Source organism: Bdellovibrio bacteriovorus (assembly GCF_002208115.1).
In the GTDB taxonomy this organism is placed as follows: domain Bacteria; phylum Bdellovibrionota; class Bdellovibrionia; order Bdellovibrionales; family Bdellovibrionaceae; genus Bdellovibrio; species Bdellovibrio bacteriovorus_C.
In genome coordinates this window covers 1996723-2022751 of sequence record NZ_CP020946.1, presented here as the reverse complement: position 1 = coordinate 2022751, position 26029 = coordinate 1996723, and the positions used below count along the sequence as shown (strand labels likewise).

General features: G+C 50.3%; 25 protein-coding genes and 2 tRNA genes. 17 read left to right on the top strand and 10 right to left on the bottom strand.

The features are described from left to right. Window positions 1-4: 4 nt before the first annotated feature. Both B9G79_RS09755 and feoB read left to right on the top strand, forming a co-directional pair. Window positions 5-235 carry a FeoA family protein gene (locus B9G79_RS09755; RefSeq protein WP_088565345.1) on the top strand — a complete coding sequence of 77 codons (231 nt, stop codon included), beginning with the start codon at window positions 5-7 and terminating at the stop codon, window positions 233-235. Beyond that, the gene (gene feoB / locus B9G79_RS09750) at window positions 211-2127 is read left to right on the top strand and encodes a ferrous iron transporter B (protein WP_088565344.1); all 1917 of its coding nucleotides are present in this window, start codon (window positions 211-213) and stop codon (window positions 2125-2127) included. The genes B9G79_RS09755 and feoB overlap by 25 nt, the downstream gene beginning before the upstream one ends. Here feoB and B9G79_RS09745 read toward each other — a convergent pair. Genes B9G79_RS09745 through B9G79_RS09725 form a run of 5 tightly spaced genes read right to left on the bottom strand, consistent with a single transcriptional unit; the run spans window position 2124 to window position 7986 of the window. After that, window positions 2124-3290 (bottom strand): glycosyltransferase family 4 protein, encoded by a 1167-nt coding sequence (locus B9G79_RS09745; protein ID WP_088565343.1) that lies wholly within the window; start codon window positions 3288-3290, stop codon window positions 2124-2126. The genes feoB and B9G79_RS09745 overlap by 4 nt on opposite strands. Continuing rightward, the gene (gene rfbB / locus B9G79_RS09740) at window positions 3278-4264 is read right to left on the bottom strand and encodes a dTDP-glucose 4,6-dehydratase (RefSeq protein ID WP_088565342.1); all 987 of its coding nucleotides are present in this window, start codon (window positions 4262-4264) and stop codon (window positions 3278-3280) included. The genes B9G79_RS09745 and rfbB overlap by 13 nt, the downstream gene beginning before the upstream one ends. Window positions 4265-4267: 3 nt before the next feature. Next, entirely contained in the window at window positions 4268-5155 is an 888-nt protein-coding gene (gene rfbA, locus B9G79_RS09735) for a glucose-1-phosphate thymidylyltransferase RfbA (RefSeq protein ID WP_088565341.1), read from the bottom strand. Continuing rightward, window positions 5156-6292: a dTDP-4-amino-4,6-dideoxygalactose transaminase gene (gene rffA / locus B9G79_RS09730; protein ID WP_088565340.1), complete on the bottom strand. Its 1137-nt coding sequence runs from the start codon at window positions 6290-6292 to the stop codon at window positions 5156-5158. Window positions 6293-6333: 41 nt separating this feature from the next. Beyond that, complete coding sequence (locus B9G79_RS09725) at window positions 6334-7986, bottom strand: methyl-accepting chemotaxis protein (RefSeq protein ID WP_088565339.1); 1653 nt, start codon at window positions 7984-7986, stop codon at window positions 6334-6336. Window positions 7987-8180: 194 nt separating this feature from the next. On the opposite strand from B9G79_RS09725, the gene B9G79_RS09720 reads away from it, so the two are divergent. The 6 genes from B9G79_RS09720 to B9G79_RS09695 all read left to right on the top strand — a co-directional run bounded on the left by B9G79_RS09720 (window position 8181) and on the right by B9G79_RS09695 (window position 13533). Further along, window positions 8181-9077 carry a hypothetical protein gene (locus tag B9G79_RS09720; RefSeq protein WP_232468528.1) on the top strand — a complete coding sequence of 299 codons (897 nt, stop codon included), beginning with the start codon at window positions 8181-8183 and terminating at the stop codon, window positions 9075-9077. A gap of 65 nt (window positions 9078-9142) precedes the next feature. Further along, window positions 9143-9877, top strand: coding sequence for an efflux RND transporter periplasmic adaptor subunit (locus B9G79_RS09715; protein WP_088565338.1), 735 nt, complete (start codon window positions 9143-9145; stop codon window positions 9875-9877). Continuing rightward, window positions 9877-10620 (top strand): ABC transporter ATP-binding protein, encoded by a 744-nt coding sequence (locus B9G79_RS09710; protein ID WP_088565337.1) that lies wholly within the window; start codon window positions 9877-9879, stop codon window positions 10618-10620. The genes B9G79_RS09715 and B9G79_RS09710 overlap by 1 nt, the downstream gene beginning before the upstream one ends. Further along, on the top strand, window positions 10617-11357 hold the full coding sequence (locus tag B9G79_RS09705) for an ABC transporter ATP-binding protein (RefSeq protein ID WP_088565336.1): 741 nt from the start codon (window positions 10617-10619) through the stop codon (window positions 11355-11357). The genes B9G79_RS09710 and B9G79_RS09705 overlap by 4 nt, the downstream gene beginning before the upstream one ends. After that, entirely contained in the window at window positions 11354-12460 is a 1107-nt protein-coding gene (locus B9G79_RS09700; RefSeq protein ID WP_088565335.1) for an ABC transporter permease, read from the top strand. Before B9G79_RS09705 ends, B9G79_RS09700 begins: the two co-directional genes overlap by 4 nt. Continuing rightward, window positions 12457-13533, top strand: coding sequence for an ABC transporter permease (locus B9G79_RS09695; protein WP_088565334.1), 1077 nt, complete (start codon window positions 12457-12459; stop codon window positions 13531-13533). The genes B9G79_RS09700 and B9G79_RS09695 overlap by 4 nt, the downstream gene beginning before the upstream one ends. Here the strand turns inward: B9G79_RS09695 and B9G79_RS09690 are convergent. Then, window positions 13514-14014, bottom strand: coding sequence for a hypothetical protein (locus B9G79_RS09690; protein ID WP_232468526.1), 501 nt, complete (start codon window positions 14012-14014; stop codon window positions 13514-13516). The genes B9G79_RS09695 and B9G79_RS09690 overlap by 20 nt on opposite strands. Before the next feature lie 305 nt (window positions 14015-14319). Between B9G79_RS09690 and B9G79_RS09680 the strand changes: the two genes are divergently transcribed. The 3 genes from B9G79_RS09680 to B9G79_RS09670 all read left to right on the top strand — a co-directional run bounded on the left by B9G79_RS09680 (window position 14320) and on the right by B9G79_RS09670 (window position 15447). Then, window positions 14320-14395, top strand: a tRNA-Gly gene (locus tag B9G79_RS09680). Window positions 14396-14540: 145 nt separating this feature from the next. Then, window positions 14541-14849: a hypothetical protein gene (locus B9G79_RS09675; protein WP_088565332.1), complete on the top strand. Its 309-nt coding sequence runs from the start codon at window positions 14541-14543 to the stop codon at window positions 14847-14849. Window positions 14850-14970: 121 nt separating this feature from the next. Continuing rightward, on the top strand, window positions 14971-15447 hold the full coding sequence (locus B9G79_RS09670) for a VOC family protein (protein WP_088565331.1): 477 nt from the start codon (window positions 14971-14973) through the stop codon (window positions 15445-15447). A gap of 59 nt (window positions 15448-15506) precedes the next feature. On the opposite strand, the gene B9G79_RS09665 is transcribed toward B9G79_RS09670, so the two are convergent. Further along, window positions 15507-16310 (bottom strand): TIGR02147 family protein, encoded by an 804-nt coding sequence (locus B9G79_RS09665; protein WP_088565330.1) that lies wholly within the window; start codon window positions 16308-16310, stop codon window positions 15507-15509. Window positions 16311-16683: 373 nt separating this feature from the next. Here B9G79_RS09665 and B9G79_RS09660 point away from each other — a divergent pair, with 373 nt between their 5' ends. Further along, window positions 16684-18156: an anion permease gene (locus B9G79_RS09660; protein WP_088565329.1), complete on the top strand. Its 1473-nt coding sequence runs from the start codon at window positions 16684-16686 to the stop codon at window positions 18154-18156. Between the two features lie 105 nt (window positions 18157-18261). After that, window positions 18262-18348 (top strand) — tRNA-Leu (locus tag B9G79_RS09655). 161 nt (window positions 18349-18509) lie between these two features. Here the strand turns inward: B9G79_RS09655 and B9G79_RS09650 are convergent. The 3 genes from B9G79_RS09650 to B9G79_RS09640 all read right to left on the bottom strand — a co-directional run bounded on the left by B9G79_RS09650 (window position 18510) and on the right by B9G79_RS09640 (window position 21978). Beyond that, window positions 18510-21131 (bottom strand): delta-60 repeat domain-containing protein, encoded by a 2622-nt coding sequence (locus tag B9G79_RS09650; protein WP_088565328.1) that lies wholly within the window; start codon window positions 21129-21131, stop codon window positions 18510-18512. A 186-nt stretch (window positions 21132-21317) separates the two neighbouring features. After that, window positions 21318-21734, bottom strand: coding sequence for a hypothetical protein (locus B9G79_RS09645; protein WP_088565327.1), 417 nt, complete (start codon window positions 21732-21734; stop codon window positions 21318-21320). 61 nt (window positions 21735-21795) lie between these two features. After that, complete coding sequence (locus B9G79_RS09640; RefSeq protein ID WP_088565326.1) at window positions 21796-21978, bottom strand: hypothetical protein; 183 nt, start codon at window positions 21976-21978, stop codon at window positions 21796-21798. Window positions 21979-22157: 179 nt separating this feature from the next. On the opposite strand from B9G79_RS09640, the gene B9G79_RS09635 reads away from it, so the two are divergent. The 4 genes from B9G79_RS09635 to B9G79_RS09620 all read left to right on the top strand — a co-directional run bounded on the left by B9G79_RS09635 (window position 22158) and on the right by B9G79_RS09620 (window position 26027). Beyond that, on the top strand, window positions 22158-23693 hold the full coding sequence (locus B9G79_RS09635; protein ID WP_088565325.1) for a sigma-54-dependent Fis family transcriptional regulator: 1536 nt from the start codon (window positions 22158-22160) through the stop codon (window positions 23691-23693). Between the two features lie 154 nt (window positions 23694-23847). Further along, complete coding sequence (locus B9G79_RS09630) at window positions 23848-25065, top strand: hypothetical protein (protein WP_088565324.1); 1218 nt, start codon at window positions 23848-23850, stop codon at window positions 25063-25065. Between the two features lie 76 nt (window positions 25066-25141). After that, a complete protein-coding gene (locus tag B9G79_RS09625; RefSeq protein WP_232468524.1) occupies window positions 25142-25438 on the top strand; it encodes a hypothetical protein in 297 nt (98 codons plus the stop codon). A 121-nt stretch (window positions 25439-25559) separates the two neighbouring features. Then, entirely contained in the window at window positions 25560-26027 is a 468-nt protein-coding gene (locus B9G79_RS09620) for a hypothetical protein (RefSeq protein ID WP_088565323.1), read from the top strand. The last annotated feature ends 2 nt before the right edge of the window (window positions 26028-26029 follow it).

Sequence of the window (26029 nt, the reverse complement as noted above, 5' to 3'; positions counted from 1 at the left end):
AAACATGAATTTACACGACATGACAATCAAGTCAGGCCAGTCCGTCGAAATCACCGGTTTTGCCGGTGAGGATGTTTTGCGTGAACGTCTGCACGAAATGGGTTTAAGAGTTGGCTCTATCATCACTATTTTGGGGAAAGCTCCATTCGGAGGTCCTTTGCTGATTCGTTTTAACACCAGTTTCCTGGCCCTGAGAAAAGAGGAGGCGGCATGCGCTCTGGTGACGCTGAAGTAGCAATCGCAGAAAAATGTGTGGCCCTTGTTGGGGCTCCAAATTCCGGCAAGACGACACTTTATAACTGGCTGACGGGCTCCCGTTTTAAAACCGTGAACTATCCTGGAGCCACTGTGGAGTTTTCCCTGGGGCATCTGGCTTCTCACTTGGGTGAAGGACTGCAAGCCATGGACACGCCGGGTACGTACAGTCTGCACCCGAAAAGTGCTGACGAGTGGGTGACTCTTCGCTCTATCTATGAAAATCCCAAGGTCGATAAAATCGATGGCATCATCGTGGTGGTCGACGGCACTCAGTTGTCCCGTCATCTGCAGTTGGTGATGCAGATGAAAGAAACCGGATTCCCGATGCTGGTGGTTGTGACCATGTCCGACCTGCTTCGTCGCGAAGGGGTCGATCTGGATTTGGCTTACCTTGAAAAAACATTTGGCTGCAAGGTTCTGGCTTTCGATGGTCTGCTGGCAGGGGGGCTGCTTGAGATCGTGGCTGAAGCGAAAAAACTGGGCTCGTCCCATAAGCCCTCCCGTCCTGTGCCATGGGGTTTTGCCCAGCAGGAAGAAAAACTGAAAGAGTGCGAGCGCATTGCGCAGGAAGCTCTTCAGCATAAAACCGATCATGCGCAAGAGCGTCTGAACCGCATCGTTGCGACCACGGAAAAACTGGATCGCGTTTTGCTGCATCCTTGGTTTGGTATTTTGTTCTTTATTCTGATTATGGGTGGTTTGTTTGCCAGCGTGTTCTGGCTGGCAACTCCGTTTATGGATCTGATCGACGGATGGTTCACAAGTTTTGCTGAAACTGTGGCAGCTTGGGGGCCGGGTGCGCTGTGGGCGGACTTCCTGGCAAACGGCGTGGTGACCAGCTTTGCTGCGTTCATGGTCTTTGTTCCGCAGATCTTTATTTTGTTTGTGGCCATCGGCCTGCTTGAAAGCACGGGGTATCTGGCGCGCGCAGCGACTTTGATTGATCGTCCGTTCTCGGCCTTGGGAATGAGCGGTCGTTCGTTTGTGCCTTTGCTGTCAGGTTTTGCCTGTGCGGTGCCTGCGATCATCGCCACTCGTAATATCCCATCCACCAAAGATCGTCTGATCACGGCCTTTGTGGTGCCTTTGATGAGCTGTTCGGCGCGTTTGCCGGTGTATGCTTTGTGTATTGCGTTCCTGTTCCATGGTCAGTCGGCGCTGTATGCCGGCCTTGCGATGGCGGGACTTTATCTGGGTTCCATCGTGGTGGGCGCTTTTGCTGCGGGTATCATTAGCAAATTCATCCCGCGCACCGAGCCGTCCTTCTTTATGATGGAGCTGCCGATCTATCGCCGTCCTAAGTTGCGCGTGATTTTGCGTCAGGCGTGGACTCGCACTTTGTCCTACGTAAAGCGCGCAGGCCCGATCATCTTCACGTTTGCGGTGATCATCTGGGTGGGGACAACCTTCCCGAATTATCAAACAGAAGATGCGCACCAAAAGCTGGAAGAAAGTTATGTGGGGCGTGCGGGTAAGTTTATCGAGCCGGTGGTTCAGCCGATGGGCGTGGACTGGCGTGTGGGTGTGGGTCTGATTTCAGCCTTTGCCGCGCGTGAGGTGTTTGTGTCCTCTATGGCAGTGACTTTCAATATCACGGACACCGATGAGGATTCCCAGCAGCAGGCCTTGCTGACTCAGATGAGCACAGCCACCAATGCCGCCGGTGAAAAGATCTTCACCGTCAGCTCGGTGATTGGTCTTATGATCTTCTTCCTGATTGCTTTACAGTGTATGTCCACGGTGGGTGTGCAGATTCGTGAATCCGGCTCCTGGAAGTTTGCGATGATGCAGCTTGTGGTCTTTAACGTCGCAGCCTACGTTTTGGTCGTAGTCGTGGTTCAGTCTTTGAGATTCCTGGGCGTTCCTTAGCGGACGCCCTTCATCAAATCTTTGTACAATTTAAGGGTCTGTTCTTGGGTGCTTTGCCAGCGGTGCTGGGTCAGCGTCCAGGCGCGGGCTTTTTTGCCCTGTTCGCGGGCCATTTCTGGATTCTGAATATAAAACTTCAAAGCCTGAGCAAGGCTCTTGGGATCTTTGGGCTGAACCAGATAGCCGCGTTCATTTTTACCGACCTGTTCGGTCGTTCCACCGGCATCAGTGCCAATCACAGGCTTTTCCATCAGCATGGCGTCCAGCACACTTAACGAATAGGTTTCGTTGTAAGAAGCCAGGATGAACACATCCAAAGCATCAATGTACGGGATGTAGTCGCGTTGGAAAGGAATGCGGTGCAAGTGGCCTTTCAGGCGCGGCTCTTGCTGTTTTTGTTCAATCCAGTTTTTGAGTTCCAAAGACTGAGCTTCGTAAGTCACCTGACCGTTGCTGTCGCGGCTTTCAATCGTGGGATCACCCACGATCACCATATGAATCTTTTGTACTTCATCATCGGTCAGATGGTCCAAAGCTTCAACCAGCTCGCGCACGCCTTTACCGGCATCCAGGCGGCACAAAGTTCCAAAGGCCAGCTCGGAAGGTTTCAGCCCCAGCTTTTCACGCAAAGTAAGGCGGGCCTCCGGGTTGGAGTTGAACTCTTCCGTTTTGCGCCCATAGCGCATCAAAGTCAGCTTGGATGGATCAATCGGGAAGTTTTTGCGAGCCTCGCTTAATACAAACTCAGATGATGAACACAAAGCATCGACTTTGGAAAACATCCAGCGGTGGAACAAGTCCTTCTTTGCCGGAGCATTCATGTACAGATTATAAACGTGTTTGGGGGTGGACGAGTTCCAGCGTGCCAGCACGCAAGCCCACATATCCAGTCGGGTGTGGGACTGCAGGTGAGTGATTCCGTTTTCCCGCACGATCTTGCGAATCAAACGTGCTTCCTGCAGCTTCGAGATTTTTTTCTGGGGGAAGGTGATGACTTCCACCGAGGTTTTTTTCAGCTCTTCGGCCACACGCGAGTGGGCCGAACACAGCACGCGTTGATTCAGGCCGGTCTCGGCCAGCTTCTGAATCAGTTCCGTCGTGTAAATTTCAAGCCCGCCCCAGCTTAAGGACTGGATGCAGTGAAGAACCTTTATTTCGCCCATAGGGATTTAAAGTGTTCGATGGTCTTGCCAAGGCCTTCTTCTTCAAAGCGCACGGTCGGATTCCATCCCAGTTCTTTCTGCGCTTTGGAATAATTGATCGCATAGCGGAAATCATGGCCTTTGCGATCTGTGACAAAGCTTAACAAAGACTCTGGCTTACCCAGGTGTTTCAGAATCATTTTCGCCACATCCAGGTTTTGGCGTTCCGAGTTTCCACCCAGATTATAGACTTCACCGGCTTTGCCTTTGGTGAAGGCCAGCCATACGCCCTCATTGTGGTCATCCACATAGATCCAGTCACGGATGTTCATGCCCGTGCCATAGATAGGTAACTTTTCGTTGGCCAAAGCACGTTTGATCATCAGTGGAATGAATTTTTCTTCTACCTGATAAGGACCATAGTTGTTCGAGCAGCGGGTGATCACCACTGGCATTTTATAAGTTTCAAAGAACGCACGGCACATCAAATCCGCACTGGCTTTGGAAGCACTGTACGGGCTGTTAGGGGAAATCGGCGTGTCTTCAGTGAATGCCGGGTCTTCCATTTGCAAGGTGCCATAGACTTCATCGGTGGAAACTTGCAGGTATTTGAAGGCCGGATTCTTTTCAAAAAGATTCAAGCTTTCTTTAAGAAGATTCAAAGTGCCCAGAACATTCGTTTCCACGAAGATGTTCGGGTTTTCAATCGAGCGATCCACGTGGGATTCGGCCGCGAAATTCAAAACTCCGCTGAAGTTGTATTTCTGGAACAGTTCATGAACCAGCTTGGTGTCGCGGATGTCGCCTTTCACGAAAGTCAGGTGCTTGTGTGCATCCAAGTGGGCTTGAATGTTTTCCAGGCGTCCGGCATAAGTCAAAGCATCCAGAATGACAAAGTCATACTGGGCCTTGATGCTGTCGCGGCAGGTGATGGTCTTGATAAAGTTCGATCCGATAAAGCCGGCGCAACCGGTCAGCAGAACAGTCTGTTTCATGAACTAGATTTCCTCAGAGATGATTTTTTCAAGATAGCTGCGGTAAGAACATTTCGGCAAATCAGCCGTGATCTTTTGCAGTTGGTCCAGAGTGATGAATTTCATGCGGTAAGCGACCTCTTCCAGGCAGGCTACTTTCATGCCCTGACGTTCCTCGATGGCGCCGATGAATGAAGCCGCATCCAGAAGTGAACGTGGAGTGCCCGTGTCCAGCCATGCCAGACCACGGTACATCATTTCCACTCCCAGAGTGTCTTCATTGTGATAGCTCAGGATCAGGTCCACGATCTCGGTTTCACCACGCGGGGAGGGCTTCAGCGCTTTCGCGCGTTTGGCCACTGTTTTGTCAAACAGGTACAGGCCCGGAATGGCGTACTGGGATTTTGGAACTTTGGGTTTTTCCTCGATGGATTTGACTTTTTTGGTGGTCTTGTCGAATTCAACCACGCCGTAAGCGGAAGGATCCGCCACGTAGTAGGCAAACACACGGCCATTCAGGCCGCCAGCTTTTTCTTTCTGGGCCTTGATTGCATCGCGGAAGAAGGTCAAGTCTCCATAGAACAGATTATCCCCCAGCATCAGGCAGACATCGTCGTTCCCGATAAAGTCTTCACCCAAAACGAAGGCTTCAGGCAGACCGTTTGGCTTTTCCTGAACCACGTAAGAAAGTTTGATACCGAACTGGGAGCCATCACCCAACAGTTTTTTGAACAAGGGCTGATCATCCGGCGACGTAATGATCAGAATGTCTTTGATCCCACCCAGCATCAGAATGCTCAGTGGATAATAGATCATCGGCTTGTCATAGATGGACTGAAGCTGTTTGGTCATGACCCGGGTCATTGGGTAAAGGCGAGAACCGGCTCCGCCGGCAAGAATAATACCCTTCATTTATTTCCCCTTAAAAAATTTATTAACTTCGTCCAGGACGAATTGAGCATCCGCCGCTGTCATATCCGCCCACAAAGGCAGTCGCAGCAAGCGGGCCGAGTGATCATCAGTGACAGCCATGCTGCCGCTGACCTTTCCGTACTTCAAACCCGCAGGCGCGGAATGCAAAGGCACGTAATGGAACGTGGACTGGATACCGGCATCCTTCAGGTAGGACCACAGTTCAATGCGTGTTTGCATGGTCGGCAGCAGGAAATAGAAGATATGCGCGTTGGCTTTGGCATCCGCAGGCACCGTCATGCGCTGAACTTTGCCAGCGGCTTCCAGATCCGCCATGCCGTCGTAGTATTGCTTCCAGATCGCCATACGGCGAGCCGTGATCTTTTCGCCCTCTTCCAGTTGCGACAACAGGAAGGCGGCGGAAAGTTCAGAAAGCAAATAGGAAGATCCCTTGTCCTGCCAGGTGTACTTGTCCACTTGACCGTTTAGGAACTGCTGACGGTTGGTCCCTTTGTCACGCACGATTTCCGCACGCGCCACCAGGCGGGGATCGTTGATGGTCAGGGCGCCCCCTTCACCGCAGACGATGTTTTTGGTTTCATGGAAGCTGAAAGCCGCCATATGTCCCCAAGCTCCCAAGGCTTTGCCCTTGTAGGAAGCAAAGATACCCTGAGCCGCGTCTTCAACCACCCAGATGTTGTGCTTGTTCGCAAGCTCCATGATTTTGTCCATCTCGCAGCCCACGCCGGCATAGTGAACCGGCATGATGACGCGCGTGCGGGCGGTGATGGCTTTGGCAATAGCATCAACATCGATGTTCATGGTCTTGGGATCCACATCCACGAAAACCGGAATGGCGCCATACAGGGCCACGACGTTGGCGGTGGAGGTGAAGGTGAAAGAGGGCAGAATGACTTCATCGCCCGGACCGATGTCAGCCAGAACCATGGCCATTTCAAGGGCCGAGGTGCAGGACGGGGTGATCACGGTCATCAAAGTCGGAAGATTCTTATTGAACCACTCGGTGCATTTTTTGTTGAACTGACCTTCTCCGCTGAGTTTTTTATTGGAGATGGCTTGAGAAATGTACTTCTCTTCGTTCGAGCTTTTAGGCGGTAAATTGAATGGAATTTTCATGCTCCCCCATAGTAGCGCAAGGGGTATGGGGGAGCAAAGAATTAAAAGCCGTCGGTGGTGCCTACTTTGCCACGGGGCTCGTCATCATCAAACGGGATGACGGAGCTGCCCTGTGACTTTTTCTCCACGCGTGGAGTCGGAGTCGCAGATTTGGTTGCTTTCTTCGCAAACGGAATGATTTTTTTGTCAGCAGACGGGCGTGCAGGGGCTGCCGCGGCTGGTGCCGGTTCGTGTTTGCCGGCGCCCTGGATGACTTCATTCAGACTGACAACCATGGTTTGCATTTGCTGGGCCTGGGCGCTGATTTCTTCAGACGACGCCGCAATCTCCTCAGAAGAGGCCGCATTTGCCTGAGACCCCTGATCCAGTTGGTTCATGGCCTTGCTGATTTGCTGAATGCCGGTGGTTTGCTCCGAACTTGCCGCGGCGATTTCGTTGTTCAGGTCAGCGACCTTTTTCACGGAGGTCACGATGGTCTGAAGAACTTCGCCAGAGCGATCGGCGATTTGTGAGCCGCGGTCCACTTTTTCAACGCTGTCTTTGATCAAAACAGTGATGTCTTTTGCAGCAACTGCGGAGCGTTGCGCCAGTGCGCGAACGGCTTCAGCCACCACGGCAAAGCCTTTACCTTGTTCGCCAGCGCGAGCGGCCTCAACCGCCGCATTCAATGCCAGAAGGTTGGTCTGGAAGGCGATGTCATCAATGACGCTGATGATTTCCTCAATCTTTTTGGAGGAATGGGAAATATCGTTCATGGAGGAAATCAACAGAGTGATTTCGTTTTGACCTTGTTCTGCCGAGTCTTTGGAGGACTGGGACAGCGACGCCGCTTGCTTTGCATTGTCGGAGTTCATTTTAACCATCGAGGACATTTCTTCCAAAGAAGCGACAGTTTCTTCCAGGGAGGCCGCCGCTTCAGTGGAGGACTGGGAAAGGGTCTGTCCCGCCGCCGTCAACTGCGTGATCGCACCGGAAACCTGAGTGCCGGCCTCAGAAAGACCCGTGGCGATAGTGCTGACTGTGTTGGAAACGCGGTAAGCGATCCACATTAAAATACCGAACACCAGTGTCGCACACAAAGCCGAGATCAACATCAGCAGTTGAGCCTGAAACTTGCGCTCGTCCTGTTGTAGCTTGTCATTGGCTGCGGAGATTTCGCGGTAAAGCTTCATGTTGGCGGCGATAGCATCCTGATAGGCGATGGCCATCACGTGCCATTCACCACCATTCATTGCCGTGTGAACTTGTTTGTTGGCGACAGCATTATTTTGATCGAGCAGATAGATCATCTGTTCTGTTAACTTATAGAAGGAGTCTTTGATGGCCTGAGGTTTCGCCCAGTTCCTGGCTTCGTCTTCAGTGAACTTGGTGCTGGCATAAACTTCTTCAAACTTTTTGAATTCATCAAAGGCACTGCGGGCGCGTTTGATAAAGCTTTCACGGGATTTTTGGTCTTCATCGTTGGCCAGGGCGGCCCAGATGAAATATCCAATACGGGCACGCTGCATGCCCAACTGACCCAGAGCGTCCATGTTCGGTACGACTTCGGTGTAAGCGCCTGTCAGCATGGTTCCCAGGCTGTTCATTGAGCGCCAAGAGATGGTGGTGAGGACAGCGAATGCGATCACGGGCAAGATGGCCGAGAACAACAGACGCCCGCGCAAACCGCGGAACCAAGACGAGGAAGAATTCATGGACGACTCCTAATAAGTGTTGGAAAAACTTTGACTTGATTCTGTTCGTCAATTGCACTGCAATTCTTTAATCAAAATCGGTTGACTGATTTCCAGACCAAGGTGCAGCGCTTCATAACTTATTTAAATGTTTGAGTTTGTCCGCATCATGTTGATAGGCTTTTTTAACGTCTAGACTCAAGGAGGGGAAAGTCATGACAAAAACGACACTACGTCGTGCGTTGGCCGTTGTTGCATTGGTTGCAACTGTAGGCTTCACACACCAAACAGCGACATCTGAATCTGTGACACTGTGCTCCGGATTCGTTCCAGAGAACAATTTGTACATCCCAGCTGGTGTTTTCACCGTGGGTGGTATCACCGAACAACAATTCAACATGGTTTTGGACCGTCTTGAAAGATTGTTTGCGAAGGACGTTGAAGCGATGGGGGATCGCTTGAAAATCAACCGTCTTTGGAATGATGGTACTGTAAATGCTTCCGCACAAAGATCCGGCAACACTCAAGTGTTGAACATGTATGGTGGTTTGGCTCGTCACCCGGCGACGAACATCGAAGGTTTCGCTTTGGTAGCGTGCCACGAGTTCGGTCACCACAACGGTGGTGCTCCAAAAATGCAAAGCTGGTTCGGTGGCGCTTGGGCGACCAACGAAGGTGGCTCTGACTACTACGCTTCTTTGAAGTGCTTGCGTCGTTTCTTTGCTGAAGACGACAACGCAGCAATCCTGAAGGATCTTGATTTGGATCCAACGGCTGAAGCAGCTTGTACTGCTCAGTTCCCGGATGAGCAAGATCGTCTGATCTGTCTAAGAACTTCTTTGGCGGGTCAATCTGTGGCAAACCTGTTCCAGGCTTTGCGTAAAGAAACCTCCGCTCCGACATTCGGTACTCCGGATAAGAACGTGGTTTCCCGCACTGACGACAGACACCCTGCGACTCAGTGCCGTCTGGACACTTACTTTGCGGGTATGTTGTGTGTGGCTAAAGAAAGCGAAAAGCTGAGCAACTCCGATTACAAATCCGGTTCTTGCTATGCACCTCGTGATACCGCGGGTGTTCGCCCTCGTTGCTGGTTCGCACCTGCCAACTAGGACTTACGACATTTCGTCATGAAAGCCGGGTGACCCCCGGCTTTTTTTATTTTAGGCTTTTTCCTATGTCTAAGAAAAAGCTGATACCTCTTGTCGCAGTTCTTCTTCTTTTGCTTCTGGCGTATCTCGCCAAAACCTTCCTGTTCCGATCTGATTTTTCCTATGCCGGCACCGTCGAGGTGACCAAAGTGGACATCCCTGCCCGGGTGTCATCCGTGATTTCTGAATTTCCTGTCAAAGAAGGACAGATAGTTACAAAAGGTCAGTCCCTGGTGAAACTGGATTGCGAAGAAATTCGTCTGGGCTATGACCTTGCCAGAAAGAATTATGACCGCGCCGTAAGACTTTATCGCGGTGGCAGCATCGCCCAGGAAAGTTACGATCAGATCAAAAATCGCAAAGATGAAATCGAGACCCGCTTCAAGTGGTGCGAAGTCGCAGCGCCCATCCAAGGCACCGTGCTGACGACGTACTTCGAACCCGGTGAAATGGTTTTACCCGGAGCGAAGTTACTGACGCTGGGGGACCTTTCTGAAGTTTACGCTTATTTCTATCTGCCCCATGACCGGATCTCTCCGTTGAAGATGGATCAAAAAGTTTCAGCGCGCCTGCCGGAGATGGACGATAAAAAATTTTCCGGGGTGATTGCTTACATCAATCCGGAAGCCGAGTTCACACCTAAAAACGTGCAGACCCGGGACGAAAGAACAAGGCTGGTTTATGCGGTGAAGATCCGTTTTGAAAACCCCGAAGGCATTCTGAAGCCCGGAATGACTCTGGAGTGGATGGCGGAGGATTGATGTCTGGAACTATCGCCATCGCCGTCGAAAGCCTCACTAAAAAATTGCGCACGACGGAGGCCTTAAAAGGCCTGACGATGAGCTTTTCTCCGGGGGTCATTCATGGGGTTATTGGACCTGAGGGGGCGGGTAAAACCACCTTCCTGCGCCATTTGATGGGTCTTTTAAAGGCCGACGGCGGCAAGATCATCTTTCGGCGCGAAGATCAGCCGGTGTCTTTTTCAGACTTGCGCGAACACATAGCTTATATGCCTCAGACCCAAAGTCTTTATCCGGAGCTGAGCATTCATGAACATCTTGAATTTTTTCGCACGCTTTTTCAGGTGCCCGATCAGGTCTATCGGTCACGCCGGGACAAGCTTCTGCGCATGGCAAGGCTTGAAGAGTTCACCGACCGTCTGGCTTCACAGCTTTCCGGCGGGATGTACAAGAAGCTGGGTTTGATCTGCTCGCTGCTGTCATCACCAAAGGTGTTGTTGCTGGATGAGCCAACCAATGGCGTGGACCCCTTAAGCCGTCGTGATTTCTGGGAGCTTTTGCATGAGCTGATCCGCGATGAGGATATTCTGATCCTGGTCACGACCTCCTATATGGATGAAGCCTTGAAGTGTGATGAAGTTCATCTGTTATTTGATGGCAAAGCCTTGTTGGAGGGAACTCCGGAGCAGATTTTAAAGGAACGTCAGTGTCGCACCTTTGATGAGGTGTTTCTGCAATACGACGCCCTCGAGGAGGCGCCATGAACTCCGTCGAGGTGCAAAATCTTTCAGTGAAGTTCGGTGACTATTATGCCGTGAAGGATATCAGTTTTACGGTTGAGAAGGGGGAGATCTTTGGTTTTCTTGGGGCCAATGGCGCGGGGAAGACGACGACGATTCGGGTCCTTTGCGGACTGCTGCTGCCTTCCCAAGGGGAAACCCGGGTTTGCGGGCTGGACGTGCAACGGCAGGCCTTCGAGGTGAAGAAGAAGGTCGGGTACATGTCCCAGAAATTCACGCTTTATGATGATATGACCGTGGCGGAAAATCTGACATTCACCGCGTCTTTAAGAAAGCTTCCTGAGCAGCAGCTAAAAGTACAAAAAGAACGACTGCTTGAATTCATCCGTTTTAAAGCCTCTGAAAAGACCCTGGTGAAAGACCTGCCCGGCGGGATCAAACAACAAGTCAGTCTGGTGTCATCGCTGTTGCATGATCCCGAGATCGTGTTTTTGGATGAACCTACCGCCGGTGTCAGTCCGGCCTACCGTCAGCGGTTCTGGTCGCTGATTCGGGCCCTGGGTAAAGAAGGCAAAACCGTTTTTGTCACGACTCACTATATGGATGAGGCCGAGCAGTGCCACCGCATTGCCTTGATGAGATCCGGAGAGTTGATTGCACTGAATTCTCCGGAAGGTTTGAAGGCGGCGAACTTTCCGGATCGCAACCCTCACGATGTCAGCCTGGAAGAGGTCTTTATTGCCGAAGTGGAGGGACGATGAGAATTCGTTCCGTCTGGGCCATTGCACAGAAAGAAGTTTTTCATATTGTGCGGGACCCTTTCACACTGGCCCTGGCTTTGGGAATGCCGGTTGTCATGGTGCTGTTTTTCGGGTTTGCCATAGAGTTTAATATGGAGCGCATTTCATTGGCGATCCATGACGCCAGCAAAACGCAGAATTCCCGCTTGTTGGAACGGGTTTTTACAAGCTCTGGATATTTTCAGTCGCGCTATGTGCACAGCCCTGCAGAGGCCTTGCAGTATCTGGATGAGGGGCGGGCGCATGCCGTCCTTTTGGTGCCGCCATCTTATGCGCGGGACCTGAAGCCTTTGCATGAAAGTGCGGTTCAGATACTGATTGATGGGGCTGATAATTCCTCAGCGGGATCGATACTGGGTTATCTGGGCGGGGTTCAAAAAAGGGCGTTGCAAAATGAATTTGGAACATTTCGCGAACCGGTCGAAATCAAAACGCGCTACCTGTTTAATCCCGAACTGAACAGTCGCTGGTTTGTCGTGCCGGGGCTTGCTGCCGCGATCATCGCTATCTTGTCCATTTTGCTGACCGCCTTGACCGTGGCCCGGGAATGGGAAAATGGCTCGATGGAGCTTTTGCTTTCCACCCCGGTGCGTCCGATCGAAATCATCCTGGGAAAATTGTTGCCTTATTCGGTGATGGGAATCATCGCGGTGTTTTTTGTGTTTCTGATGTCGCAGGTGGTTTTTTCTGTCCCCTTCAGGGGAAATTTTATTTTGTATTTACTGGCCTGTTTGATTTTCCTTTCGACTTATCTGGCTCAGGGGCTTTTGATTTCGGTGGTCACGCGCAAGCAGCAGCTCAGCATGCAGTTTGCGATGTTGTCCGGGCTTTTGCCCACGATACTGCTTTCAGGTTTTATCTTTCCCGTCGAGCATATGCCGAAGTTCTTTTTCTATTTCACGATGCTGTTGCCGGCACGGTGGTTTATCGAAATCAGCCGCGCGCTGTTTTTACAAGGGGCCGGATTTTTCAGTATTCTGCCGTCGTTCTTAGCCCTGTGCGGGCTTTTTACTTTGATGATCACCCTGGCCACCAGGAAATTTAAAAGAGACGTCGAACCATGAAAACACTGCTGGGATTTATCCGAAAAGAGTTTCTTCAGACCTTGCGCGATCCGCGCATGCGTATTTTGCTTTTCCTGGCCCCGTGTGTTCAGCTCACCATCTTTGGCGTGGCCTTGTCCACGGAGGCCAAGAACATCCGCCTGGGGTTGTTTGGTGCGCCCCATGACAGCGCCCTGCAAGAGATTCACCGTAAAGCTCTGGCGTCGGGTTGGTTTATTCCGGCCAGGACTCAGACGACGAATCCTTATGAGCAGATTCAAAAAGGCGAAGCCGATGCCGTTTTGGTGGCGCCGACGGGGGGCCTTGATCGCAGCAGGGGGCGCGGCGAGGGGGAAGTGCAGCTTCTGATTAATGCCACCAACGTCACGCGCGCTCAGGGAATTGAGCGCTATATGGGAAGTGTTGTGCGTTCGCTGTATCCGCAGGATCCTCCGCTGCGATTTGATGTGCGGGTTCTGTATAATCCAGCGATGCGTTCGGCTTTGTTTCTGGTTCCCGGGGTGATGAGCATGCTGGTGTGCCTGATCACGATTTTGCTGACCAGTATGTCGATAACAAAAGAAAAAGAGATGGGCACTTTTGAAACACTGATCTCAGCCCCCGTGTCGCCCGAGGAGGTCATTCTGGGTAAGACGGTGCCCTTTGTGCTGTTGGGGTTGAGCAATATTCCCTTGATTGTCGGGGTGGCGGTGGCGTTGTTTGATATGCCTTTGCGGGGAAGTCTGTGGATGCTTTTGCTGGCAGCAGTGGCTTTCGTGTTTTGCACCGTGGGAATCGGTCTTTTCATTTCGACGATCGCAAAGAACCAGCAGCAGTCCATGATGGGTGGTTTTTTATACCTGTTCCCCTCTGTGCTGCTTTCCGGCATGGTGTTTCCGGTGGAAAACATGCCATGGGTGATGCGGATTTTTTCCTACATCAATCCGCTGACTTATTTTATTGAACTTCTGCGCAACATAATGCTTAAGGGCGGGGATTTGCGGCTGATTACGACGAATGTTCTGATTCTTGTGGCGATGGCTGTGATTGCCATCACCGCAAGCTGGCGCCGCTTTAAAACGACGCTGTCATAACCCCCGGGTTCAGCTCCGGAACGGGACGGGACATGGTTGTCAGACGCTCCAGATCCATTTCGATCACATCCAGTGTGCCATAGTCGTCGGCGCGCAAATGGATGGACAGATGAAACAGGTCATCTGTGGTGCGCTTCATGATCATGACTTCACCATGACCCTGAGAAAGGCGTTCGTAGGCTGCATAGACGTCGCCCTTTTCGCAGTAGCGACTGTGCGGGTGGTGGCGCGTGGAAACTGGCAATCCGAAAGATCGGACGTGTTCCTGTTCGTTTTCCCAGCGAGAGAAATACAGGGCCGTGGCATCGTTCATCGGATGCACGGTCATCTGCGAATATTCACACAGGGATTCATGAGGATTGGCTCCCAGATTTTCACAGGAGAGCACACGATAGGTGCCTTCCATGTTGGAAAAAAGCGCCGCGTTTGCGGGTGGCGCGGCAGTCAGAAAGGTCAAAGTGCACAGCCATAGCTTCAGCATGGGGTCTCCTAAAATGTGTTTAGGGACCTTTTATGCGATCACAAGCAAGAGTCATCTTTTTAGCAGGTAACCTAGATGACGTTTTCGACAGGTCTATTCAGGGTTGCTCAGAACGGGTGGGGGAGGCGGAGTCTTTTGTTTTTGGTGTTGCCCCCAAATATAGCCTGTAAAATAGGCAACACAGCCTATGAGAGCAAAGATCATCCATTTTTTGATGCGACCGACCAACAAAGTTTTCATTTTTTTGATTTTTACCCGTTGACAATAGGGTCAGGCAACAGTAATTTTGGTTCTCTCGAAACGATGCGGGAGTAGCTCAGTTGATAGAGCGATGCCTTGCCAAGGCATAGGTCGCGGGTTTGAGCCCCGTCTCCCGCTCCAATTTTTCTTTAAATTGGAGTGACCGCATCAGAGTAATTCTAGAGATATTCTAAAAAATTTTAAACCCCTGAAGGAAACTTCAACTTCAGGGGTTTTTTTATTCCCAAAATCCCGTATTCTTAAAAACAACAAAGGAGCCTCTGTCGTGGGACTGTTTTCTGTGATCTATGCGGTGATATTCAGTGTTGCGGTGGTGATCTATATTGCCTCCACGATTCAATACCGTCGCCTGATGGGTGAAATGGAAAAAGTCGCACACAGATCAGGTCTTCGTCTGGATGAATCCCTGCAAGGTGTGAAAAGAGCCCGCGAGATTCATTCCCAAGTGGGATCGGCGGCCTCGAAGCAACTGCTGAATAAAATCGAAACTGTTATTCCCGCGTTCATGCTGCGTTTTCGCGTGGTCGTGGGCCTGGGTGTTGTTGGTTTGATTTTGGTCTTGTTCGAGATGTAAAAAATGTTTTCATTAAAAAGTGCCCCCTGAACGTTGCGTAAAGATCAGTTGCCATCACCGGGCAGGCTCAGCGACCCTGAAAGGGTTTTCAGCTTCTTAAATCGTTCACCAAGGAGAATCCATGACGGAGTTAGTGACTTGTGTTTGGTTCGATCACGGCGAGGCCAGTAAGGCCGCCGCATTCTATGCAAAGACTTTCCCCAATAGCGAAGTGGGTCGCGTGAATACCGCTCCGGGGGATTTTCCCGGTGGAAAACAGGGGACGGAGCTGACGGTGGAATTCACCGTTCTGGGTCGCAAGTTTGTGGGCCTGAATGGGGGGCCGATTTTTAAGCCCAATGAATCGGTCAGCTTCATGGTGATCACTGAAAATCAGGAAGAAACCGACCGCTACTGGAATGCCATCATCAATAACGGTGGTGCTGCCAGCGACTGCGGCTGGTGCAAGGACCGCTGGGGCTTTTCCTGGCAGATCACACCAAGAATTCTGCTGGACCTGACGACCAGCAAGGATGCTGACAAAGCCAAGAGGGCTTTTGAGTCCATGATGACGATGCAAAAAATTGATATCGCCCAGCTTGAAGCCGCGGTGAAGTAGTGTTTGTTAAACAGGATGGTTTGAAAAAGAAAAGGCGCAGTCTCCTGCGCCTTTTTTATTTAGTGGGGTTGTACGTCTGTCATTTCAAAGAAGCTTGTTGAAAGGGCAAACAGGGCATCTTTGTTGTCGATGTTTTGCAGCTCTTGCATCACTTCCAGGCGGAACTGGCGGATTTTTGCAGCCACTTCTTTGGCTTTTTCACGGTTGGTTGGAACCATCGTGCAACCCATGTCCCAGCGGCGTTTGTTATCCGCACTCATGGCCTCTGTGGCTTTGGTTTGCATTTGCAGGAAGTAATTGCGGGCCGCCACGGAAGAGCTGCCATAGGTGGATGAATACTTCGCATCGCTAGAGGACCACTTGCCTTCGGCGTTCTTTTCAACCAGCTTCATGGCTTCAAGGCGTTCGATGGCTTTTTCGGCCACATCCAGAGTCAGGCCCAGGCGTTGTGCGATGTTTTCAACTGTCGGATCAAAGTCTTTCAATTGCAGAATCTGCGTGATGGCTGAATAGTACCAGTCAGAAATCACTGCAAATTGGTCTTCACCGATTTTCTCAAAAGCTTCTTCACGGGCGTTTACACGCTGTAAAGCCATTTCACGAAGAACCGCGCTGCGCGCATGCTCTGACAAAGCCAGATCCACGAAGAATTCGCGCTCGGAAGGGGAAAGGTTCAGTTTGGTTGCCAGATTCACGGCGCGGCTTTCGGACAAGCCGACTTTGCCATTCAGGATCTCAGACAGGCGAGAGCATGGAACTTCCAGGTCACGGGAAAATGCGCGAAGAGAATAAGAAGGATTTTTGCGCTGGCGACGTTCAAGTTCTTTCAGGATAAAGTCTCTGTAATGATGTTTTTTGGTCATAAGAGCTCCTCTTTTGTGACGCCCTTTATATATCTGAATTTCGCTGTGTCATCTAGAGGAGTGACTCTAGTCCTGCATTTTGTTCCAAAAGTTTCCATGAGATTCCGATTTTGGAACCTGTCGTGAATCTAGACACTTAAGTAAGAATTGCAAGGACAGCTCAGTTGCGTGATGGAGGCTCATTAAATGCGATAAGACGGTGTTTTTGCCTCCCGAAGGTGGCCTATGAAATCTTTGAAATCATCTGTTTCCGTGCTGCTGGTTCTGCTGTTTTTGTCCACGGCTTTTTGGTAAAGATTGCACAGTTTTGGTGTTTTCCTGCTGGCGCGAAAGGTGCTTAAAGCATATCCTGTTTGCAAATTTCAAACCGGGGATGTGGATGAAGCTACCTCATGTGAAGATTGTACCGGCCGTTATTGCATTTCTTGTGACCTGTCTTTTCTGGTTCGTGATTTCTCCGCCGGAAGGGGTGGACATCAACGCCTGGCGCTTGCTGGGGATCTTCGTAGGCACCATCACCGCCATCATCGGTAAAGCGCTTCCGATCGGAGGTGCCGCCATGATCGGGATCCTGCTGGTGGGTATCACTCAAGTCACCAATCCCGGAAATCCTGGTAAAGCCATGGGCGATGCGCTCAGTGGGTATTCCAACACCCTGATCTGGCTGATTGGTATTTCGTTCTTTATTTCCCGCGCTTTCATTAAGACCGGTCTTGGTTCCCGCGTGGCTTATTACTTTGTTCGCGCCATTGGGAAAAAGACCCTGGGGATCAGTTACGGGCTGTCTTTTGCTGAACTGGTGCTTTCTCCGGTTATGCCAAGCAACACCGCTCGTGGCGGTGGTGTTCTTTATCCCATCAATCGCTCCATCTCAGAATCCATGGGGTCACTTCCGGATGAGGCGACTCGTTTGAAGGTCGGCGCGTTCCTGACTTTGGTGGCCTATCAGATCAACGTGATCACGTCGGCGATGTTCATCACGGCGACCGCGCCCAATCCTTTAGTGACGGCGGGGATTCGGGATATTGCCAAGATCGATGTGTCCTGGGCGCAGTGGGCGATGGCAGCTTTTGTGCCGGGTCTGCTGGCGATTTTGATCATCCCGTGGGTGTTGTTTAAGCTTTATCCTCCGCAAATCAAAGAAACTCCGGATGCGGCTGGTTATGCCAATAAAAAATTGCAAGAGCTGGGGCCGCTCCGACTGGACGAAAAGATTCTGATTGGTGTCTTCTTCCTGCTTCTGTTCATCTGGGCAGGCGGACCTGAGTTGTTGTCGTCAGATCCTCTGTTCAAGGTGGATGCAACCGCTGGAGCGTTTGTGGGGCTTGGGGTGCTTCTGTTTAGTGGAGTCCTTACCTGGGATGACCTTTTGAAGGAAAAAGGCGCCTGGGACACAGTGACCTGGTTCTCGTCCCTGGTGATGATGGCGACGTTCCTGAACAAACTGGGCGTGGTGGCCTGGTTCTCTAAAACCGTCGAATCCTCGATCGCGCATTGGGGTCTGGGGTGGATGGAAGCGGCCGCTATTTTGGTTCTGCTTTATGTGTTCATTCATTACTTCTTTGCCAGTAATACGGCTCACATCTCGGCACTGTTTGCGTCGTTCTTTGGGGTGGGCGTGGCCTTGGGGGCTCCGCCATTGATGTTTGGTCTGTTTCTGGGCTTTGCTTCCTCGTTGTGTGCCTCTTTAACCCACTACGGGACAGGGTCGGCTCCGGTGCTGTTTGGTGCTGGATATGTGACAATGGGAGAGTGGTGGAAGTGGGGCTTTGTGGTGACACTTCTGAATCTGCTGATTTTTGCCGGAGGTTGTGCGATCTGGTGGAAGGTTTTGGGGTATTGGTGAGTCTAAAAGCCTAAAACTTGGGCAACTTGGAAATCCTTTTATGACCTTCTGCGAAAACTGTTTTCAAAGTGTGGGAAAGCGTACAAGATAGTTCTTCATTCCAACGCGCGGGTGGTGGAATTGGTAGACACGCAGGTCTCAGAAGCCTGTGGCCGCAAGGCTGTGGGGGTTCAAGTCCCCCCTCGCGCACCAAATAAAAAGAGCCGACAACTGTCGGCTTTTTTTATTTTATCTGTCTGCACTCCTGCTTCGCAGGAGTAGTTTCTGAAGTTTCCCGCCTTCGATTTTCGTTTTGGGTTTTGTCGTTTTCTGCCGACGGCAGAAAACTCCGTATGAGTCCTCTCCTGCGATCATTATTTAAATATCGACAGTGAGGTTTCTGTTTTGCTAGGACTCCATTCGTTTCTTATGCAGTGTAGGCCGTGAATACTTGAGAAAGAGCAATTGTTAAAATATACGGGATTCGCCACCCCGGTCACAAATGTGGTCGATACTGGTGCTGAAGTGATATTTATTTGGCTGAAGGACATTAAGAAGTTCTCGTCTTCAGTTTCTGTGTAGTTAGCAGCAATAATGTTCTTTCGGACTTCGTCGTAATAAAAATCGGCACTATGCCAGATTCTGTCTGTTAGATTTCCACCCGGGTGCACAAGGCCATCTTCTCCAAAACTCGTGTCCACCGCGCCTGTGTTCGTAAGCTTCACTAAAGCACTCACCCCAAAGTCTTCGTTTTGTTCATAGACCGAAACATAAAGATCGCCATTGAACAGATGTATCTTGTTGATCTCAACGAATTCTGTAAATTGTCCGGAAAATTCAGTTTCTGCAAGAGCTCCAGTTGAATTGAAGTCTGTGTCCGGAGAGAGGTCTAAATTATACCGTCGTATGATCATGGTCTCGCTTCCCGGTGCGTCGCCACTCATAAGGTAAACCTTGTTATGGATATCATCCACTATGATCGTGGGATCGTTACTGCGCCCATTGTCTGCGGGTGCAAGGATCTTAATCGTTTTTGATGTTTGGGGATCTTCCCAGGGCGCTCCGGTCTGCGAGTGGACTTTCCAAAGGGCGGTATGAGGTTCTCCGTTAGCAATATCAAAGATATATGCTGTCACATACAGATGTAGATCAGGTCCCATCGCCATTTGACCGTTTCTGGTTGAGGTCTCGAAGTCCTCGTCCCAGGGCAGTTCCATGATGCCTCCGACGCCAAAGTTAGAATCCGGACTGCCATCAACCGAGTACTTAAAGATTCTGAGGCTTAATTCGTTAGAATTGCTGTCAAAGTAATCGGCCAACAAATAGATGCCATCACTGATGATCATCTTTGCCGCGAGAACTCTTTTGACAACGAAGAATCCTGAGTCACCAAAAGTTGTGTCTGAGTTTCCATTGGGAAGTGTTTTATGAATTACCAAAACAGGGCCGTCATTGCCGGTCTGTGCAGAGTAAACGGCATAAAATGCGCCATCATGGAATTGTGAGTGCGTTGGCTCCAAGTTGACTTTCTGCAGGTACTTTTCAGAGTTTTCTTTGAATCCGTTATCTCCATACGTATTGTCCATGGTTCCTGAGGTTAAAAGCTTTGCAGAAACCAGATTGCCTTTTTGGTTCATCGATGCATCTCTGATGATGGAATTATTGAAAACTGTAATGGATTCGTCACTGTTGAAGACGGCAGCACGGGGATAGTCCCAGGCTTCTCTTTCGAAATCTATAAATGCGATTCCGGCGATTCCATAAGAGGCGTCAAGGCTTCCATTGGGTAAAAGCTTGGCGATAAAGGTGTAATTTGAATCGGCAGCGTCCAGAGAGGTGCCGTGGATGAATATGTTTCCTGCAGAGTCGATAGCCAATATTCTCGCATAGTCGGCTCCACCGCCAAATCCCGCGACGTCTTTTAACCTTTGTACGCCGTCGCCGTCAAAAGTGTTATCTAATGTGCCATTAAGATTGTATCGCAAGATAACTCCATCCAGATCTGGGAAGTTGGGGCCTTCGCCTGCGATATAAATTTTATTGTCGTGAATTTTGATGTCGTGGAATGTGTCCCAGGCCTGGGCGGGGCTGTCATAGCGTACAAGGCCTGAATTACCCCAGGTAACGTCGATGGCGCCCGTAGCTAGAACTTTGTAGATTACACCAGAGTATCCCGAAATGTCGCCATATATCTGCCCGGTGACATAGAGTGAACTATCGGGAGCAATAGATGCGGCACTCAAATGCATATCCCGAAAATTCTCCCCAGCGACAACGGGAGGATTGAAAATCAGTCGGCCATTGTTAGCGTAGTTGGTGTCAAACGTACCGTCTTCTTTAATTTTAAAGATATACCCTAGGTATCCAGTGCCATTAAAGTTGCCGGGACCTATTATGAAGTATCCTGAGGCATCCGCCAGAATTCCTCTGACATAGATCGGCTCGGGTAGCTCAAAAACGAAAAGTCCGCTGTTGCCAAAGTTGAGGTCAAGGCTTCCAGATGAACTAAATCTGGCTATCGCAATGGCGTAGTTACGTCCGTTGGCATTCCAGTCACCTTCCAGACTCCAGCCCACAAGAATGTTTTGATTGGAGTCCTCACTGACATAGATCGCGTTGAATCCGTTGTATGTTGGAACGGTTGGTAGCGAGATTAGACCATTGTTACCAAACGCCGTGTTGACACTGCCGTCAGGGCGAATTCGCATCACGACGGGTCCACTATTCACTACAGCAGCGACAATTCTGTCGCCCGAGGCACTCAGGATGGCGCGTTCCAATGATTCAGCGGCGTCGAATTCATAACTCCAGTTTATTGCGCTGGTTTTTGATAGTTGTCCTAAAAAGTTGCTTCCGGAGGGAGCGGAGGGGGCTTCGGCTGTGCCTGTTAAATCGGTAAAGCTCGCACTGAGAGTGCAGCCAGCAAAAACGAAGACGGTTCCCAAATATAATAGAAAAGCACGCAAATAGGTGTACAAAGTTCCAGATACGTCCATGCTTTCTTTTCGGACTTTTATTCGGCTTTAATTAGTTATTAAGGATCTATTGAGTTTTTTTTCATTTTCATGTCTCAGGTAGAGACGGCGGGTTTGTGCCTTTGGAAGCAAGTTTCTGGGGCGCAGAATATGACCCCGAAACTTACTGAGGACTAAAGCAATTTAGTCAATTGGACCGGCGCGGACTTATTTTTTCTCGATGGCTAAGACCAATCCTAAGATTCTGCTGTCGTCGTTATAGCGAAGAATGATGTTCGACTTTGGGGAAGCGAATTCATTCAGCAAATCACCCATGGTCATGCCCAGGCGAAGGGCGCTTTCTTTGGTCAGAACGATTTTGCCTTTTTCAGTGACGACGACGATCGCCGGGGAGGCATTGATCAAGTCCCCGGACTTGTTGTAAAAGTCGGCGTTGCTGACCAGCGTGGCGCTTTTGACTTTTCCGTTCAGGTATCCTGAATTAGGTTTCTTGGCCTGCTCCAGACAAAACACATCCGAAACGGAAGGTTCGCAATTGAACCCCAGATCCATGACCTTCACCGTGGAAGCCAGGGATGTAGAAGAAATAGCCAATAGACAAAAAGCGGCAATCGACGCTCTCATAAGACAACCTTTGTTTTAATTTAAACTCAATCAGTCGTCTAAAGTGCATGAACCGTGCTCATTATTTGGCCTCAAGAGCGGTCAGAAACTGCTTTTGTTTTTTGTAGGCTTTGAACAGTTCATAGTATTGCTTCAGCTTTCGTTCTTTGATGCTTTGAACGGTTTCTTCGTGGGCTTCCTGCCACAGGAATCTCAGTTCGCGGTCCATGCGATCTAATTGTTGGGGGATGTTTTCTTTATTCATATTTATTCCTTTTGTTTATTTCCAAAGTTTCATGAACTTAAACTGCTAATCCCGGGCCGATCTGTAAGGGCTTGAAAACTTTTAGGTCTTAAAATGGAACGCCCACAATTGGTGGCTTAAATGTGGAAAGTGCAGTTGGCAGCCTACTTTGGTTGGCAGGACCTGCCGATAACAAGAACATGTCAAAATCACATGATCTTCTAAAGTTTATAGGCGACTCTGCGCAAATTTTCTTTGAACAACAGGCGGGGGAAAGTCTCATTTCGCGAATTTTGGATCTGTGTATTCAGGCTACTGGTGCCGATCGCGGGACCATCTTCTTTGACTCGCAAATCAACCTGGAACAACACTTCAAATATCTGAATAGCTATATTGCGACCGGCATCCGCAATCAGACGATCGTGATCAATACAGATCAGGGAATTGCCGGGAAAGTTTTCCGAACCCGCAAAAGTCATTTCTCAAACTGCGTGGCTCAGGACAGCGACTTCTATCTGGGTGTCGACAGCAAGACGGGCTATCAGACGGAGAAGGTTCTGGCTGTTCCCTTGCACTGGAAAGATGGCAAGGTCATCGGGGTGATCGAGGTTTTAAATAAAGCCGACGGGGACTTTGATGAATCAGACCAGCACGCGCTGGAGGCTTTGTCCATGCTGGCGGCCGTGGCTTTTGAAAACTATGAGGTTCATCAGAAGAATGAAGAATCTGAATCGGCCATCGAGCACCGCAAGAACATCTGGCGTAAAAGTATTTCTTCGGTCAGCCTGCACTCGAAAGCTCCTGAATTGCAAAAGATCTATGATCATATCGAGGACTTCGGAAAGTCTGATTCCAACATCCTGATCACCGGTGAAAGCGGGGTCGGGAAAGAGGTGATCGCAAGACTTGCGCATCATCATTCCAGCCGCCGTGATGGACCTTTTATCGCGATCAACTGCGCGGCAATCCCAGAGTCCCTGTTCGAGGCTGAACTCTTCGGGGTGGTCAAGGGGGCGGCGACCGGCACGGTGGCTCGACAGGGGCAGATTGAGCTGGCTCACCGGGGCACGCTGTTCCTGGATGAAATCGGCGAAATGCCGGTGGAAATGCAGGCAAAGCTCTTAAGGGTTTTGCAGGAAAGGAAAGTGCAAAGACTGGGGTCCACCGAATCTCCGAAGGCTGTGGACTTCCGTTTGATCTGCGCGACCAACAAGCATATTGAAACCCAGATCCAGCAGGAGAAATTCCGGGAAGACCTGTTCTATCGCATCAACGTGGTGAATCTGCAGATCCCGTCACTACGAGAACGCAAAGGAGACATTCCTGAGTTGGCTCAGGCGATCCTAGAACAACTGCACAACAAGCGCGGCTGGAAGCTTAAAAATATCAGTCCCGAGGCCCTGGAGCGGTTGATCGACTATCACTGGCCGGGAAATATTCGCGAGCTGGAAAACAAAATTGAAAGTGCCTGTCTGTCAGCCGGTGACCGGGCGTTGTTGATGCCGGATGATTTCCAGTTCAGGGCGCGGCCGCAATTAGTCGTGGTTCCGGATTCTCAGGAAGACTCGCTGAAACGTTATGAAAACCTGAGCTTGCGCGAAGCACGTGAGGCATTTGAATCCGATTTTGTCCAGCGGGCCATTCAAGGGTCGTTGGGTAACAAATCCGAGGCCGCCCGTCGCCTGGGTGTTTCCCGTGAAGGTCTTAGAAAGATACTGATTAAAAAACCCGCCTAGTTCCCACCAACAGTTGGCGCCAACCTGACAACCACGGTGGGCGTCTTGTTTTAAGACTGTAGTGAAATTGTGGACTTAGCCGTTGGCCGGATCCTTGCCTTAAGGAAAGTAGCGCAGACGAAATTGCGTGAAACTTTAAACAAGGAGAGAGTTCGTGATCTTTAATAACGAAATCAGAAAAGTCCTGGCCGTAGCTGTTTTGTTCCATGTCGCAACCCTGGTGGCCTGCCAAGGTAAAGTGGATGAAGTCGTTGAATCACCGTCAGTCACGGTATCTGCTGACAAGCCTTCCACTGTGGTGGGGGCGGTTCAGGGAGTTATCGTTGAAGTGGGTAATGGCCTGGTCAGCGACAATCAAGGACAGGCCGTTCAAGGCAAGATTCAGGCACAAAATGTAAATGCTTTGTGTAATGAACACGCGATGCCTTTGGATGAACAAGGCGGCTATATGGACAGTCAGGGGCCGGATTACCCGTCGCGTTTGTTCTATTGTAAGCTTGCTCAAAACAGCGGTTCCCCGGATTCCATTCCGGGCTCGTTCCAGCAGATCAAAGCCATTTCCTGTATGCTTGAAAAAGTGGGCATCGTTTATGACGATCAGGAACGGCAGGTTCATGTGACGCCGGATACGTCCTGTTTCACAGCTCAGCAGCTAGAGAACATGCAGGTGCAGGCGATGACTGTCACTGTGCGTGCGTCGAAGCCCGCCTTCTTTAACACTTATTATGATTCCGGGGTTTCCATGAGCATTCCGGGAATGGGTATTTACAGAGTGGCGGCGAAACTCAGCGGCACCAAGATGGAGTTCCTGACCCAGGACGACCAGACATCTGTTAGCCCGAACAAGTCCGGCACATTTGCAGCGAGCTTTGATTTGCTGACCGGAGAGCTGAAGTACGAAAGTCGTGGTGATCGCTTCCAGTGTGCTGAGCAGGGTGGTACTTGCGGCTGGTCCCGTCACGAGCGCCTGCTGGCTCAGGTGGGCATGACCAATGGTGAAATCACCTCCGTATCCAAGATCGAAGCTATCGCCGGGGAAATCTATGGCGACGGCAACTGGTTCTCGGCTCGTGTTTCCACCATCAAAGGCAGTCTGGCAAACGGTCTGAAGGCGCGCTATTTCATGGTGAACTCCAACACCAGTGCGGATCTGGGGGATGCGACCAAATACTCTGAAGTCGTGAACAACCGTTGTTATACTCATGCATCGGATCAGGCGGATTGCAGTGCCAATCCTGGTATTGAACTTCCCCAGGAGGCGAGCTTCAAATTCAACCTGCATCCAAGCACGCAGTACACATCGACTCAAGCCTGGGTTTCCCAGTTGACCGGTTTGGGCTTCACAAGTGTTAACTTCAATGATGTTCAGTAACTAAAATCAGGGCGGGGGCTTCGGCCCCCTTTTTTCTGGTCTTTGAATCCTGAAAGGGGCTGATAGCATGGAGTCTATGAAAAATTCAGTGATGCAGTTTTTTGTCTTTTGCAGTTTACTTTCCGGGTGCGGTCTTAAGGTCATCAATCCCGCGGACCAAAATCCCAACAAGGGGACTTTGGCTTTGGATATGTCTGGCGATGGTCCGAAACTTGTTGAAACCTTCACCTGCAAGCTCGTTTCCCAGGGCACACGCTTTTTTGGGTTTGGTAAAACGGAAGACGATGCGCGCAAAGACGCCATGGGAAAATGCCAAAGCCGTACGTTGTTGTCATTCTGCGAGAAAGAAAAGATCACTTGTGAAAAGAACTAAAAGTGTTGCAAGCCCCAGTGTTTGCAACGACTTTATTACCTAAACCTGCTGTCTGGCAGGTTTTTTCTTTATTGATGCCTGAATCGTGGATATTCCTCCGTTCACATTTTTGGAGGAAACTATGCGTATTCTTGTATTGTCTTTCGTCGCTTTGATTTCTTTATCTGCCCACGCTCAGACAGTGTCTTTGGATGCTCCTGCGTATGCCAAGTACTACTGTGCAAAACAGGGGGATGCCAAAGATCTTGTGGTTCCGTCAGTTTTTATGGTGATCCGAAAGGCTTACACCACCCAGATTATTCTTCACGTGCTGGATGCGGAATGCAAAGGCAACAAAGTGGTTCCCAAGGCCTCCAATCGTTTCGCAAAACCTTCTTTGGCTGATTTGAGTGACGTGCACGCGATCGCGGCTTCTCCGCGCATCTTCCGCGTCAATGAGTTCTCTCATCAGGTTGTTTTGGAATTCTATTCTGACGCCCTGGCAGCGGGCGAGCGCAACTTCCTTTTGAAACTTTACGCTCATGACGGTGGGGTTTATCAGATCATCGTGACCACTCGAAATGGGGCCACATTTCTTCAGGCTTTCTAAGA